Genomic DNA, 13724 nt, shown 5'->3' on the forward strand with positions numbered 1-13724 from the left:
TGGTTCCGGCCCTGGTTCCGGCTCTAGCTCCGGCTCCGGCCCTCGTTCTAGCGCTGGCACCGGCTCTGGCCCTGGTTCTAGCTCTAGCTCTAGCTCTAGCTCTAGCTCTAGCTCTAGCTCTAGCTCTAGCTCTAGCGCTGGCTCTGGTTCTGGTACTAGCTCTAGCTCTAGCTCTGGTTCCGGCTCCGAAAGCCAGGCCGCCCCGTGAACAGCCTCTGGGCCCTGATCATCTCCGCCCTCCTCCTCGCCGGCAACGCCTTCTTCGTCGCCGCCGAGTTCGCCCTCGTCACCAGCAAGCGCCACCGGCTCGAAGCCGCCGCCGCCGAGGGCAGCCGGGCGGCGCGCGTCGCGGTGGCCGGCACCCGCGAGCTGTCGCTGATGCTGGCCGGCACCCAGCTCGGCATCACGTTGTGCACCCTCGGTCTGGGCGCCCTGGCCGAGCCGGCGGTCGCGCACCTGCTGGACCCGGTGTTCGCGGCGATCGGCCTGCCCGAGGACGTGGCGTACGCCGTCGCCTTCGCCGGCAGCCTGGTCGTGGTCGTGTTCCTGCACATGGTGGTCGGCGAGATGGCGCCGAAGTCGTGGTCGATCACCCATCCGGAACGTTCGGCCGCGCTGGTCGCGCTGCCGTTCCGGGCCTTCACCCAACTCGTGCGCCAGCCCCTGCTCGCCCTGAACGCGATGACGAACGGCATCCTGCGCCTGCTGAAGGTCGAGCCGCAGAGCGAGCTGGCCGAGGCCCACAGCCCGGAGGACCTGCGCATGCTGGTCCGGCAGTCCGCCGAACACGGCCTGATCCCCCCGGTCCAGCAAAGACTGCTGGCCCGGGTCCTGCACCTGCAGAACACCCTGCTGTCCGAGGTCATGATCCCCTGGCCGGACACCGTCACCATCGCCCACGACGCCACCGCGAGCACCGTCGAGGAACGCAGCCGCGCCACCGGCCACTCCCGCTTCCCCGTCACCGGCCCCGACGGCCGCCCTATGGGCCTGGTCCACGTCCGCGAGGCAGTCCGTGCCACCACCGACGGCCGCGACCCGCAGGTGAGCGAACTGGCCGCCGACGCCCTTACCCTGCGCACGGACCAGACCGGGGCCGACGCGGTCACGGTCATGCGCCGTCACCGGTCGCAGCTGGCGCTGGTGGGCGAGGGCCAAGGCGAGGGCGAGGACGGTAATGAAGCTGCCGGCCGCATCGTGGGGATCGTGGCGCTGGAGGATCTGCTGGAGGAGCTCATCGGGGAGTTCCAGGACGAGACGGACCAGCCCTGATCGAGGCGGATCCGTCACAACATCAGAACTCTTACATACCAGTCGCACGATCCCCTAATGTGCTCGCATGTCCGACTCCGCCGGACCGGACCGGGTTCTCCAGGGGGTTTGTGATGGCTGCACCTGCATCCACATCGCGCCGGAGCTTGCGCGCCCGTGCCGGCATCGCCGCCCTCGTGGCCGCGTTGGCCCTCGGCGGGACCATGACGTCGATCAGCGCGGCGCAAGCAGAACAGTGTCCTTGTTCCCTGTTCCCGTCGTCCTCCACGCCCGGGACCGCTGACTCCGGCGATCCGTACAGCGTGGTGGTCGGCGTCAAGGTGACTCCCTCGTCGGATGGACGCATCGATGGGGTGCGGTTCTATAAGACGAGCGCCAACAGCGGTGTACACACCGGATCGCTGTGGACCTCTGACGGGACTCTGCTGGCCACCGGCACATTCACCAACGAGACCGCGAGCGGGTGGCAGACGCTGTTGTTCGCGAATCCGGTGCCGGTCAGAGCCGGCGTCACGTACGTCGCCTCGTACCACGCGCCCGCGGGCCACTACTCGTACGACGTCGGCTACTTCCTCAACGGGCCTGCCGGCCAAGCGCCGATCACCGCTCCGGCCGATGGTGTGAGCGGCGGGAACGGCGTCTACACGTACGACGGCGCCTCGGCTTTCCCCAACCTGAGCCACAACGCCGCCAACTACTGGGTGGACGTGGTCTACGACGACGGCGACGTGCCCACCTCTGCGCCGACGGTGAGCAGCGAGACGCCGGCCGACAGAGCCACCGGCGTGGCCGCCGCCGCCCCGGTCAGCGCTACGTTCTCCGCGCCGGTCGATGCGAGCACTATGCGTTTCAGCCTCACTGACGCGTCCGGCACACAGGTTCCCGGCACGGTGAGCTACAACGCGGATGCCACCACGGCGACGTTCACGCCGGGCACGCAACTACCGTCAGGAACTGTCTTCACTGCCTCGGTCCAGGCTTCGGATGCGTGGGGCAACGCTATGGGTGATCCGGATACCTGGACATTCACCACGAACAACGCGCCGCCGACCTATGCGTGTCCCTGCTCGCTGTTCGGCAGCGGAGCGACACCAGCGGTCGCTGACTCGAACGATCCCAACTCTGTGGAGCTGGGGGTGCGGTTCGCACCTGCGGTCAACGGCACCGTGACCGGGATCCGGTTCTACAAAGGCGCGTCGAACACCGGGACCCACACCGGGACGCTGTGGAACAGCAGCACCGAGACCGCCATGGCGACCGGCACCTTCACCGACGAGACCGCCGACGGCTGGCAGACGATGACGTTCAGCACGCCGGTGGCCGTCACCGCCGGAACCACCTATGTCGCCTCGTATCACGCACCGGCCGGGAAGTACGCCTACACGACCGGGTACTTCAGCTACACGCATCAGAACTACCCGCTGACGGCGCCGGCCAGCAACGGAACGTATGGGTATGGGAGTTCGCCGACGTTCCCGGGTGCTTCAGGTGCCGGTACGAACTACTGGGTGGATGTGGTCTTCACCGCGTCCTGACCCCGCAAAGCCGCGGCGGCGCCCTTCGTGCCAGCGCACCACGCGCCGGCACGAAAGACGCCGCCGATTCCGTACTAAGGCAAGCTGCCGAAGCGTCCTTCAGCCCGCCATCAAGGCCCGGAACTCGTCCAGGCTGATCGTGCCGTCGTGGTCGGTGTCGCCGGTGCCGATACGCTCGGCGGCGTCCTCGACGGTGACGTCCTCGCCGAGTTCGGCCAGGGCCGCCTTCAGCTCCTCGGCGGTGATCCTGCCGTCGCCGTCCAGGTCGAAGGTCCGGAAGAGCTGCTCCACGTCTTCGGGTGCCTTGCCGTGCTGTCCCACTGCCCCGCCTCCCATGATCGTTTCCCAGGGTCGATGTCCGGACACGATATCGCGTGGGGACGGTGGCTTCGGTGAACAGGGGGCCGGACTTAGGCGCCCGGGTCGCTGGGATGCCGGGTGAGCGGCACGGTCTCGACGGTGAGCCAGCCGGCCGCCGTCATCGGCAGCGACCGCAGCACCGAGTCCATCGTGTCGGCATCAGGGGCCTGCCACAGGCCGAGGTTCCGTCCCTTTCCCGGCAGCGTCCACAAGCGGATCAGATTGCCCTGGCCGGCCAGTTCTCGGGCTCGGCCGGCCTCCTGCGCGTCCATCCGTTCGACGGCGGCGGTGTCGGCGTCGAACGGTGTCTGGACGGTGAACGTCACCAGGTACTCGTCCTCGCCGGCCGCCGTGGCCACGGTGCCGCGTCCCGGGTCGTTGCCGTGAGGGCCGAGCGGGACGGGCTCGTCGGTGCGCCACACCCGCAGAGGCATCGAGGCCAGTGTGCGTTCCAGATCCTCGGCGTCGTCGGCGGTGAACAGCCCGATCGTGCGCCACTCCCCCGGCGCCAGCGGCGGGCGCCACAGCCTGAGCACCCGCCCCTGGGCCGCGAGTTCGCGCGTGTGCTCTGCCTCGCGAGCCCGCACGGCGTCCACGTCCTGCGCGGAGGTCCCTTCGGGCACCTTGGTGGTCATCGTGACGAGGTATTCCATGACTCGATGATCGCCCCGGGACGGGTACGGTCACCAATCGGGCCGCGTCGCGTTCCACCAAGCGGCGGCATTCTCGACGGCGAGGCCGGTGTGCCACAGGTCGGCCGGGTCTTCGGGCATGAGCTGTTCCCTGAGCCCGTCGATCTGCCGATAGCTCAGGTCCCGGCTGCCGTACAGCGCGCCGATCTCCTTCGGCTGGCCCTGCTCGCGCTCGCCGAAGCAGGCGCGGGCCGCGTCCCCCTCGCTGATGCCGGCCGTCTTCGCCAGCTCGATCGCTTGTGCGGCCTCGAAGGGGACGGGAGCCGTCTTCGTCTGAGTCAGCAGCCGAACAAGGGACGCGATCTGGTCGGGGCTGCCCCAGCCTGGCGTGCGGATGTATTCGCGGACCGTCGTCCAGGTGTCCGGATGGCGGGGATCGAAGACGCCGTCCGGGGCGTATTCGACCATCAAGACCTGCTTGCTCGGCGAATCGGCCATCACGGCCAGGACGCTCGTCGGGGTCCGCCACAGCTGTCCCTCGAGGCCGGGATCGATGCCGCGTGCCAGTTCGAGGTCCCGGTACCGCCACCGCCGCGTCCCGTCGGCCTGCGGCGTGTTCGCCATGGCCTGGAGCCGCTCCAGCCGTCGTGGCCGCTCCACGGCCCGGAGCCACGGCCAGGCCAGATGCAGGGCGGCGCCGCCGATCAGGTTGCCGTCGTGCCAAAAGCCCAGGGCGCCTGTCGGTATCTCGAGGGTCCGGACCAGGCGCAGCGTGCCGTCCGGGCCGGGCTCCTCGTCCAGCGCCGCGCGCAGGGCCTCGTCCAACAGCCGGCTGCCGGCGACCGTTCCGCTGCTGGCGTAGAAGGGGAGATCGGGGCGGCAGTTCAGGAACTCCGGCAGGGACTGCGGCTGCGGCAGTCCCAGACTCCGGCGCAGGTGTGCGGCGTTCACCACGCAGGCCGCGGCGGTGACGGCCGCTTCGACCACCGCGGCGCGCACCCGCGGATCGGTCACGTCGGGCAGCACCTCGGACACCGCTTCGGCGGCGGTCGCCGGGCCGTGGTGACCCGCTGCGAGCAGCCGGCGTGCCCGGGCTTCGTCGACGGCGCGCAACGCCGCCGAACCGATCACGTCCGCGACCTCGAGATGCGGCCACCACGCCGGCGGGGCGACGAGCCGTGGTTTGACGCCCAGGTGTTGCAGGCCGCCGAACGGGATCCGGATCGCGACCGCCCCGTCGGGCGCGTGGACGTACGCGAAACCGTCGCCGCTGGACACCCGGGTGGCCGTACGCGCGCCGGGGAAGACGATCCGCGCCTCGGTCGGGGCCTGCGGCCACACCGGGTTCTGGTCGAGGGTCAGGCGCGAGTCGCGGTCGCCGCCGCTGAGGAAGAAGCTGTGCCGCCGGCTGCCCACGCGGCGCGCTACGCGCAGCACGGTCCCGTCGTACCACTGCGAGACGGAGGCCTCGTTCGGCAGGATCGTCCCGGGGATGTGGACCGGCTGCTGCCGGGGCTCGAGGATGTGGGCGCCCCAGCCGCTGGACAGGGTCAGGCACGTGCCGTTCAGGGCCGCGCGCATCGTGGGATACAGCCGGGCCGTCGGGTCGCCGAACGCCCCGGGCAGCGCCAGTTCGGCCGGCAGTCCGTTGCGCAGTGCCGTCATGAGCGCCACCGCGGGGTCGGTGATCGAAACCCGGCCGGCGATGCTCGAATCAAGATTCTGATATCCGGCGTCGACGAGCCGTGACAGCCGGAGCAGCGCCGCGTCCAGCGCGTGCAGCCCGGTCGAGGCGGCGTCGGCCACCCACCTGTCCACCTGCTCGCACAGCAGGCCGCGCACGGCGTCGCCGGCGTTCCAGACGGTCGCCAGCTGCTCTCGGGGGTCGATGTTCATGAAGTAGCCGAACCTGGCGACGAAACCGCTTATCTGTTCGACCTGCCGGGCCTGCAGTGCCGGGTCGGCGGCGCCGTCGCGGACTTGTTCGGCGAACGTCTTGATCGCCGAGTTCGAGCTGTCCCAGTGCGGCGAGTGGTACCGTTGGTCCCCCGGATCACCTTGCGCGAACTCGCGGGCCAGGGAGAACTGCGGGCCGTCGTCGGGATCCTGACCGTCGTCGGGGTCCTGGCCGTCCTCGGGCTCCCATCCCGGCACATCGGACTGGTCCACCAGCGTGAACAGGTACCCCATCGGGCACCGCGCCCCTGGCCCGGCGAACCAGTCGGCGTCCAGCATCCGGCCGGCACCGGCCCCGGCGAGGAGCCCGAACCACAGGTGGCGGATCTGATCGACGACCTGCGGATCGTCCGAGCCGTCCCGGGGCTCGCATCCGACCAGCAGCCTCAGCAGGTCCTCGTCGCCGGCTACAAGACGCTCCAGCGCCGGAACCGCCGCCTGCCAGACCTTCAGCGAAGCCCCGGCCAGGGCTCCGGTCCGCATCATGCGCTCGGCGAGGAACGCCTCCTCGACGGCCTTCTTGATCCCGGCGGCGCGCGCCAGCGAGCGCAGGTCGGGGAAGACCGCGGCATACGGGACCAGGCCGGCGTCGAGCGCCGCGCAGACCACCTCGCGGAACCTGGTGTGGGCGGTGGCGGGGCCGGTGTTGGCTGTCAGGGTTTTGGCATAGGCGCGGTAGTCCTTCGGCGCGACCGCGTCCAGCGGGGCGAAGTCCAGCAGGCGGGTGTGCATCCGGCCGAGCCCGGCCTCGTCGGCCGCGGGGTCCAGGACGCCGATGTGGCTGAAGCAGACCGCCGCCGCCTCGGAGTCGTTGCCGGCGGCCAGTATCCGGCACGCCTGCTCCATCAAGACGACGGCGTCGCCGGCCGGCACCGATTTCGCCCATCGTGCCACGACCGCCTTGGCGCGCCGGGGATCGCTGGCGCCGAGCTCGGCTATGAAGGCTTCGAGCCGCTCGTCTGCGGGGAGTTCGTCAGGCACCGGCGAAGCCTATCGCCGGTGCCTGACAGGAGATCAGGCCTCTGATGGGGCTACTGGTCGTCGCCGTCCTGGCGGCCCCAGATGCCCTCGATGGCCGGGGCGTACAGGTCGTTCTTGGTCAGGCTGGGCAGTCCGAGCCCGGCCTCGATGGTCCGCAGCACGCTGTAGTGCGTGTACCGGTCGCTGCTCGTCGAGCCGGCCTTCACCGTGCCCTGCGATCCCAGCACCAGCGTCGGAATGTTCTGCAGGTGCTGCTGGCCGTCGGCGGCGTCCTCGTCCCAGGTGATGATCAGCAGGGAGCGCTGGGTCTTCCAGGCCGGGGAGTTGAAGATGGCCGGCAGGGTGTTGGCCAGCCAGGTGTCGCCGGCCTTGACGCCGCAGCCCTCCATGTCGTCGCAGTCGTCGGCGCTGAGCCAGGCGAACGTCGGGGTGGTCGCGGTCGACTTCAGGTCGGTGCTCATCTGGGTCAGCGGCAGCAGGTGGGCCGCGCAGTTGACCGGGTTGTTCTTGACGTCGTTGAAGAAGTAGAACGGCAGGTCGTCGATGGTGTAGGCGCCGTGGGCCGTGGTGTCGCAGGGCTGCGCGGCGTTCTCCATGTAGCCGCGCCAGCTGCCGCCGGCGTTGTCGACGAGGTCGCCGATGTGCTGGGCGTTGACGGTGCTGGTGAAGGGCGTGTTGTCGGTGACGCCGAACAGGCTGCCGCCGGCCAGGGCGACGTAGTTCGGGTCCGAGGGGTGGGTCTCGCCCAGGGCGCCGGTGAGGTTCGCGCCCTTGGGGATCAGGCTGTTGAGGTACGGGGCCTGCCCGGTGTTGCCGACGATGCCCTTGTAGTCCTGGTTCTCCATCATCACCACGAACACGTGGTCGTACCCGGGGACCTTGGCGACCGGCGGCTTGGGCGCGGCCGGGGCGGCGATCGGGGCCGAGACGCGCAGCGAGAGGTCGTCGGCGAAGCCCAGGCCGTGGCCGGTGCGGTCGGTGGGCTGGTTGCCGGTGACCGTCAGCACGGTGCGGATGGAGCGGGTGCCGGCGGGGATCTTGCCCAGCGACTGCTCGGGGATCAGGCCGGTGGCGTTGCCGCGCATGGCCGGGGTGGCCGGGGCGAGCGTGGCGGTGCCGAGGGCCTTGCCGTGCGCGTCCAGGAAGGTGCTGACCACGCCGGCGGTGTCGGCGACGGTGCCGGAGCCGCCGAGCCAGGCCGTCAGGTTGTAAGTGACCTTGCCGGAGTCGATCTGGCGCGCGGCGGCCTTGACGTCGGCGACCTGGGTCCCGGTGCTGACGCCGCCACCGCCGCCGGCGAACAGGTTCTGGCCGCGGTCCACCGGCCCGGGCGAGGTCAGCTTCGGGAAGCCGGACACGCCCTCGCCGCCGGTGGCGCCGTAGGCGACGGAGTTGAGCAGGCCGTCGACCTTCCAACCGGGGATGGTGTTGGTGTCGACGCCGTCCGTCGTGCCCTCGCCCTGCTCGGCGCCGCCGTTGACGATGAGGTTCGGGCCGGTGCCGGTGTCCGGCTGCGGCGGGACCACCACCGGCGGCGCGGCCGGCGTCACGGTGAGGGTGATCGGGCCGGCCAGCACGGTGTAGCCGTCGTTGGCGAACAGGTACACCTTCCAGTCCCCGGCGGCCAGCGCGTGGGTGTCGAAAGTGGCCGTGCCGGCGGCGGCCGTGACGTACTGCCAGCTGGTCGAGCCCTGAGTGCCCGGGGTGTCGGTGGGCTTGTAGATGCCGATCCAGTTCGTCGCGCTCACGCTCCCGGCCGGGACGCTGTAGGCGAAGGTGACCGGGGCGCCCTGCTGGACGGCGCCGGTGGTGGTCTGGGTCAGTGTCGAGGCGTCGGCGGCGGTCGCGGCGCCGGTCGCGGCCGCGGCGGGGGCCGCGATCGAGAAGGCGGCGTCGGCGCCGGCGCCGAGCACCGCGACGGCGGCGGTGATGATCGCGCCGGAGCGGAGGGTTCTGCGGAAGGTGCCCTGGGGCTTGGAAGACATGGCTGGGACAGTGTCCGGCGGCCGTTACGTCCGGCCCTCAGCGCGGGAGAGCATGTGTGACATGGCAGTGAAATGTTGTATAGACAACTTGTAAGCCTGGGCCCTCAGGCGGCGCATATCGTGGACATACCGAAAACCGGATACGGGACGGCAACAGCCTGCTGCCTTGACTGGGAGCGTGGCTTTCAGTGAACCGAGGCGTCCCGCCGTCGTCGTGGCTCTTGTCCTGGTCGGCGCGGTGCTGGCCGGTGTCGTGTCGTACGCGGCGCTGGCAGCGTTCGACAAGCATGGTGAGTCGGCTTCGGCCTCGGCACCCGGCCCTGAGTTTCCCTTGCCGCCCCCATCCAGCTCGGCGACGCAGGCCATGGCCGGCACCGTCTACACCGACCCGAGTGCCGGGCACGGACCAGATCGCGGCGGGCCTGATGGCGGCGAAAGCGCTGGTCGACCGGATCGCCGACCAGTAGCGCGCCGTTCTCGATACGTGGACGATATACCCCGCCTCGTACCATCGTGGGCATGCGTGTGTTGGTGGTTGAGGACGAGCTCTACATGGCCGAGGCCATCCGTGACGGCCTGCGCCTGGACGCGATAGCCGCCGACATCGCCGGCGACGGCGACACCGCGCTGGAGCTGCTCGGCGTCAACAGCTACGACATCGCCGTGCTCGACCGCGACATCCCCGGCCCCTCGGGCGACGAGGTCGCCAAGCGCATCATCGCCTCCGGCACCGGGATGCCGATCCTCATGCTCACCGCCGCGGACCGGCTCGACGACAAGGCCAGCGGCTTCGAGCTCGGCGCCGACGACTACCTGACCAAGCCCTTCGCCCTGCGTGAGCTGGTGCTGCGGCTGCGCGCGCTGGACCGCAGGCGCGCGCACAGCCGGCCGCCGGTCCGGGAGATCGCCGGGCTGCGCCTGGATCCGTTCCGCCGCGAGGTGTTCCGCGACGGGCGGTACGTCGCCCTCACGCGCAAGCAGTTCGCCGTCCTGGAGGTGCTCATCGCGGCCGAGGGCGGGGTCGTCAGCGCCGAACAGCTGCTGGAGCGGGCCTGGGACGAGAACGCCGACCCCTTCACCAACGCCGTCCGGATCACCGTCTCGGCCCTGCGCAAACGGCTCGGCGAGCCCTGGGTCATCGCGACCGTGCCGGGCGTCGGCTATCGCATCGACGCCGACCCGGGTGCTCCCCGCGAAGGCGGAAACCGTGACTAGACCTCAGGGCCTGAGCGCCCGCCTCAAGCTCACCTTCAGCTACGCGGGCCTGGTCATGCTCGCCGGATCGCTGCTGATCACCGTGGCGTGGGTCTTCGCGCTGCGCTGGCTGCCGAACAGCGCCCCCATGAAGGGGGCGAAGCCGATGGCCCCGGACGCACCCGGAACCGGCGGCACCACCCCGATCGTGCTCATCCTGGGCCCGAGCCGCTCGGACCTGATGCGCGGCTTCGCCCCCGCCGCGGCCGTGGCGGTGCTCGCCCTGCTGGTGCTGGGCCTGGTCGGCGGCTGGTTCCTGGCCGGCCGCATGCTCGCCCCGCTGACCCGCATCACCGAGGCCACACGCCAGGCCGCGACCGGCTCGCTGTCCCACCGCATCGAGCTGGAGGGCAGCAACGACGAGTTCCGCGAGCTCGCCGACGCCTTCGACGCCATGCTCGCGCAGCTCGAGGCGCACGTCGCCGAACAGCGGAGGTTCGCCGCCAACGCCTCGCACGAGCTGCGCACCCCGCTGGCGGTCACCCAGTCACTGCTGGACGCGGCCCGCGACGACCCGCACCGCGACACCGCCCGGCTCATCGAGCGGCTGCACGCCGTCAACACCCGGGCGATCGACCTCACCGCGGCCCTGCTGCTGCTCACCCGCGCCAACCAGCGCTCTTTCGCCCGCGAGGAGGTCGACCTGTCGCTGATGGCCGAGGAAGCCGCCGAGACGCTGCTCCCCCTGGCCGAGAAGCGCGGCCTGGCCATAGAGACCGCCGGGGGCGTGGCACCGGCGGTCGGCTCCCCGGCGCTGCTCCTGCAACTGGCGACGAACCTCGTCCACAACGCGATCGTCCACAACCTGCCGGGCCGGGGCACCGTCTGGGTCAGCACCGAAGCCGGCCCCGACGGCGTCGGGCTCACCGTGGAGAACACCGGCGGGCATCTCGCCCCGGCGCTGGTCGCCACGCTCACCGAGCCGTTCCAGCGCGGTACCGAACGCGTCCAGAACGACCACGGCGGCGTCGGCCTCGGGCTGGCGATCGTCAAGAGCATCACGGCAGCCCATGACGGCACCCTCGCTCTAGCCGCACGGCCCGACGGGGGCTTGCGCGTGACGGTCCGGCTGCCGAGCGCGCGCCGTTTTCCGGCCTCCGACGCGGCCGAGGCCCGCTACGTGCCGACCGCATTGCTGGTCTCTAGGTGATGGGGAAGTCGAAGTACGTGTCCGGGTATGGCTCGTCCTTGAGTGTGTAGTGCCACCACTCGCAGTCGTAAGGACGGAAGCCGCTGGCCTCCATGATGGACCGCAACGCCAGCCGGTTCGCCTGCTCAGCCGGCGCTATCGCGCCGGCGCCGTGATGCGAGACCGGATCCATCAGGTCATGGCCCCCTCCCATCGCGGCCAGCTCGCGGGTTTCCACGTGATACAGCGTCAGATCGACTGTGCTGCCCCGGCTGTGGCCGGACTTGGCCGCCACGTACCCCTTCTCGAACATCCCGGCGCGGTCGATGTTCGGATAGTGCCGCGGTTTCGTCCGGCCGTCCTCGGGCTGACGCGACCAGCGCAGGAAGCAGTCCACCGCCCGCTGGGGACGGTAGCCGTCCCACAGCACCAGCCCGAAGCCGAGGGATTCGGCGCGTTTCTGCGCTTCCTCCAGTGCGGTGCACAACGCCGTCGTGCCGACGATCCGGTTCGCCAGGTAGCCGTCGACCGGCTTGCCGGTGAAGTTGTCCCACGTCGCATACTTGGCGTCCCACCGGACGCCGGACACGAGTTGGTCCACGAAGACGAAGTCGTCGGTCACCGCGGCGCCCCCGTGAGCGTCACCGACACCAGCCGGTCGATGACCTCGGCCATCGGGAACCCGGCGGCCGCCATCATCCTCGGGTAGCGGCTGTAGGAGGTCAGGCCGGGGAAGGTGTTGACCTCGTTGAGGACCACGGTGCCGTCGTCCTTCAGGAAGAAGTCCACGCGCGAGAGCCCCCGACAGCCCAGCGCCCGGTACACGACCTTCGCAGTCTCCTGAATCAGAGACCGCGACCGCGCCGGGATGTCGGCGGGGACGACGAACGTCGCGTTCTCCGAGCCGGTCTCCGGCGCGCTCTCCTGGTGGATCTTGAAGAAGCCGTGGGTGAGCGCGACCCGGTCCACCTCGCCGACCAGCAGATCGTCGCCGGCGCCAAGGACGGCGCAGCCGATCTCGTCGGCGACGACGGCTTGCTCGATCAGCACCTTCGCGTCGTACAACCGCGCCGTCTCCACCGCGGCGGACAACTGGTCTCTGCCGGACACCTTGCTGACGCCGAACGAGGATCCCGAGCGCGCCGGCTTCACGAAGACCGGATAGGGCAGCTCGTCGGGCTCGATCTTCTGCTGCGGCGTGACGGTCCAGAACCTGGGCGTGGCGATGCCGACGTTCTGGACGACGAGGTAGGTGAGTGTCTTGTCCATGCACAGCGCGGAGGTCTGGACGTCGCAGCCCACGTACGGGATGCCGGCCAGCTCCAGCAGGCCCTGCATCGCGCCGTCCTCGCCGAGCCTGCCGTGCAGCACCGGCAGGACCAGTTCCAGGCTGACCGTCTCGTAGCGTCCCTGGTCCAGGACGAGCAGTCCGCGCACGTTCCGGTCCGGCGACAGCACCGCCGGACGGCTGTTTCCGTTCTCCCAGTCCCCGTCCGGGCCGTGGCACAGTCTCCACGCGCCGCTCTTCGTGATCCCGATATAGAAGGGCTCGTACTTGTCGGTGTCGAGGTGCTTCGCGACCTCCCGCGCGGACTTGACCGAGACGGGATGTTCCTCGGAACAGCCCCCGAACATGATGCCGATCTTCAGCTTATCCATGGTGATTCCTGCTCTCGAACTTCAGACAGTTGATGAGGGAGTTCTCGACGGTGTCGCTCAGGGCGTGGTCGGTGTAGTAGGCGGTGTGCGGGCTGACGAGCACATTCGGCAGTTCCTGCAACCGCAGCAGCGTTTTGCTTTCTATGGGATGGTCGCGACGGTCGGCGTAGAAGATCCCTTCTTCACCCTCCAATACATCCAGCGCGGCGCCGCCCAACCGACCGCTTTCCAGCGCTTGGAGAAGGGCCTCGGTATCGAGAAGCGAGCCGCGTCCGGTGTTGATGACGAACGCGTCGGGCTTCATGGTCCCGATCCGCTGATGGTTCAAGAGATGATGGGTCTCGGCGGTCAGCGGTGTATGAAGCGTGACGATGTCGCTGTGCCGCAGTAGTCCGTCGAACGGCACGTATTCGGCCGAGCTTTTGGGGCTTCGGTCGTGAGCCAGCACGCGGCAGCCGAAGCCCCGCAGCCGATCGACGACCGCGGCGCCGATTCGGCCCGTCCCGACCACCCCGACGGTCAGATCTCGCAGCTCCCTGCCACGGACGTCATGAAGTCGGTAGTCGTGGACGTCGGTGCGGCGGATAAGGGATTTGGCGTGGCGTACCGCCATCAGCATCAACATCACCGTGTAATCGGCGACGCTGTCGGGCGAATAGTTGACGTTCTCCACACGGATGCCGACGCTGTGTGCGTAGTCGACATCGAGGTGGTTGTAGCCGATGCTCCGCGTGGAGATATACGCGACGCCAGCGCGGCTGAGCGCTTGAAGCGCGGCATTGCTGATGTGCGTCTTGTGGCCGACACTCACACAACGGTTTCCCGACGCCAGCGCGGCGTTCGCCTCGGACACCGGTTCCTCGGTGATGGTAGGGACAACGCCGAACCCCGTTGCCAGCTCTCGGAACAAGACCGCCTCGTCCTGGCCGCATCCGTAGATGGTGATTCCCATGGCGTCCAG

Annotated in this window: 11 protein-coding genes; 4 read left to right on the forward strand and 7 right to left on the reverse strand. The window is 69.8% G+C overall.

Annotation, left to right across the window (positions count from 1 at the left end; translation table 11 throughout):
* Positions 1-204 precede the first annotated feature (204 nt).
* Positions 205-1272 carry a hemolysin family protein gene (locus ABH926_RS03945; RefSeq protein WP_370363901.1) on the forward strand — a complete coding sequence of 356 codons (1068 nt, stop codon included), beginning with the start codon at positions 205-207 and terminating at the stop codon, positions 1270-1272.
* A 113-nt stretch (positions 1273-1385) separates the two neighbouring features.
* Positions 1386-2807: a DUF4082 domain-containing protein gene (locus ABH926_RS03950; protein ID WP_370363902.1), complete on the forward strand. Its 1422-nt coding sequence runs from the start codon at positions 1386-1388 to the stop codon at positions 2805-2807.
* A 99-nt stretch (positions 2808-2906) separates the two neighbouring features.
* Here the strand turns inward: ABH926_RS03950 and ABH926_RS03955 are convergent, their stop codons facing one another.
* From ABH926_RS03955 to ABH926_RS03970, 4 genes are all read right to left on the reverse strand, one after another.
* Complete coding sequence (locus ABH926_RS03955; RefSeq protein WP_370363903.1) at positions 2907-3143, reverse strand: EF-hand domain-containing protein; 237 nt, start codon at positions 3141-3143, stop codon at positions 2907-2909.
* Between the two features lie 74 nt (positions 3144-3217).
* Positions 3218-3820 (reverse strand): muconolactone Delta-isomerase family protein, encoded by a 603-nt coding sequence (locus ABH926_RS03960; RefSeq protein ID WP_370363904.1) that lies wholly within the window; start codon positions 3818-3820, stop codon positions 3218-3220.
* 30 nt (positions 3821-3850) lie between these two features.
* Positions 3851-6736 (reverse strand): hypothetical protein, encoded by a 2886-nt coding sequence (locus ABH926_RS03965; protein ID WP_370363905.1) that lies wholly within the window; start codon positions 6734-6736, stop codon positions 3851-3853.
* A gap of 50 nt (positions 6737-6786) precedes the next feature.
* Entirely contained in the window at positions 6787-8721 is a 1935-nt protein-coding gene (locus ABH926_RS03970) for an alkaline phosphatase family protein (RefSeq protein WP_370363906.1), read from the reverse strand.
* 519 nt (positions 8722-9240) lie between these two features.
* On the opposite strand from ABH926_RS03970, the gene ABH926_RS03975 reads away from it, so the two are divergent.
* The gene (locus tag ABH926_RS03975; RefSeq protein WP_370363908.1) at positions 9241-9936 is read left to right on the forward strand and encodes a response regulator transcription factor; all 696 of its coding nucleotides are present in this window, start codon (positions 9241-9243) and stop codon (positions 9934-9936) included.
* Positions 9929-11125 carry a sensor histidine kinase gene (locus tag ABH926_RS03980; protein ID WP_370363910.1) on the forward strand — a complete coding sequence of 399 codons (1197 nt, stop codon included), beginning with the start codon at positions 9929-9931 and terminating at the stop codon, positions 11123-11125. The genes ABH926_RS03975 and ABH926_RS03980 overlap by 8 nt, the downstream gene beginning before the upstream one ends.
* Here ABH926_RS03980 and vanX read toward each other — a convergent pair.
* Genes vanX through ABH926_RS03995 form a run of 3 tightly spaced genes read right to left on the reverse strand, consistent with a single transcriptional unit; the run spans position 11118 to position 13715 of the window.
* Complete coding sequence (gene vanX, locus ABH926_RS03985; protein WP_370363911.1) at positions 11118-11726, reverse strand: D-Ala-D-Ala dipeptidase VanX; 609 nt, start codon at positions 11724-11726, stop codon at positions 11118-11120. The two genes, ABH926_RS03980 and vanX, sit on opposite strands and share 8 nt — an antisense overlap.
* On the reverse strand, positions 11723-12763 hold the full coding sequence (gene vanA / locus ABH926_RS03990; RefSeq protein ID WP_370363912.1) for a D-alanine--(R)-lactate ligase: 1041 nt from the start codon (positions 12761-12763) through the stop codon (positions 11723-11725). Before vanA ends, vanX begins: the two co-directional genes overlap by 4 nt.
* Positions 12756-13715 (reverse strand): D-isomer specific 2-hydroxyacid dehydrogenase family protein, encoded by a 960-nt coding sequence (locus ABH926_RS03995; protein ID WP_370363913.1) that lies wholly within the window; start codon positions 13713-13715, stop codon positions 12756-12758. Before ABH926_RS03995 ends, vanA begins: the two co-directional genes overlap by 8 nt.
* Positions 13716-13724 lie beyond the last annotated feature (9 nt).

Source organism: Catenulispora sp. GP43 (assembly GCF_041260665.1).
Classification (GTDB): domain Bacteria; phylum Actinomycetota; class Actinomycetes; order Streptomycetales; family Catenulisporaceae; genus Catenulispora.

What these genes read in the sequence shown, in the direction of transcription:
- ABH926_RS03955 (WP_370363903.1), bottom strand. Translation starts at nt 3,143, where the DNA reads ATGGGAGGCGGGGCAGTGGGACAGCACGGCAAGGCACCCGAAGACGTG.
- ABH926_RS03975 (WP_370363908.1), top strand. Translation starts at nt 9,241, where the DNA reads ATGCGTGTGTTGGTGGTTGAGGACGAGCTCTACATGGCCGAGGCCATC.
- ABH926_RS03960 (WP_370363904.1), bottom strand. Translation starts at nt 3,820, where the DNA reads ATGGAATACCTCGTCACGATGACCACCAAGGTGCCCGAAGGGACCTCC.
- vanA (WP_370363912.1), bottom strand. Translation starts at nt 12,763, where the DNA reads ATGGATAAGCTGAAGATCGGCATCATGTTCGGGGGCTGTTCCGAGGAA.
- ABH926_RS03950 (WP_370363902.1), top strand. Translation starts at nt 1,386, where the DNA reads ATGGCTGCACCTGCATCCACATCGCGCCGGAGCTTGCGCGCCCGTGCC.
- ABH926_RS03970 (WP_370363906.1), bottom strand. Translation starts at nt 8,721, where the DNA reads ATGTCTTCCAAGCCCCAGGGCACCTTCCGCAGAACCCTCCGCTCCGGC.
- ABH926_RS03995 (WP_370363913.1), bottom strand. Translation starts at nt 13,715, where the DNA reads ATGGGAATCACCATCTACGGATGCGGCCAGGACGAGGCGGTCTTGTTC.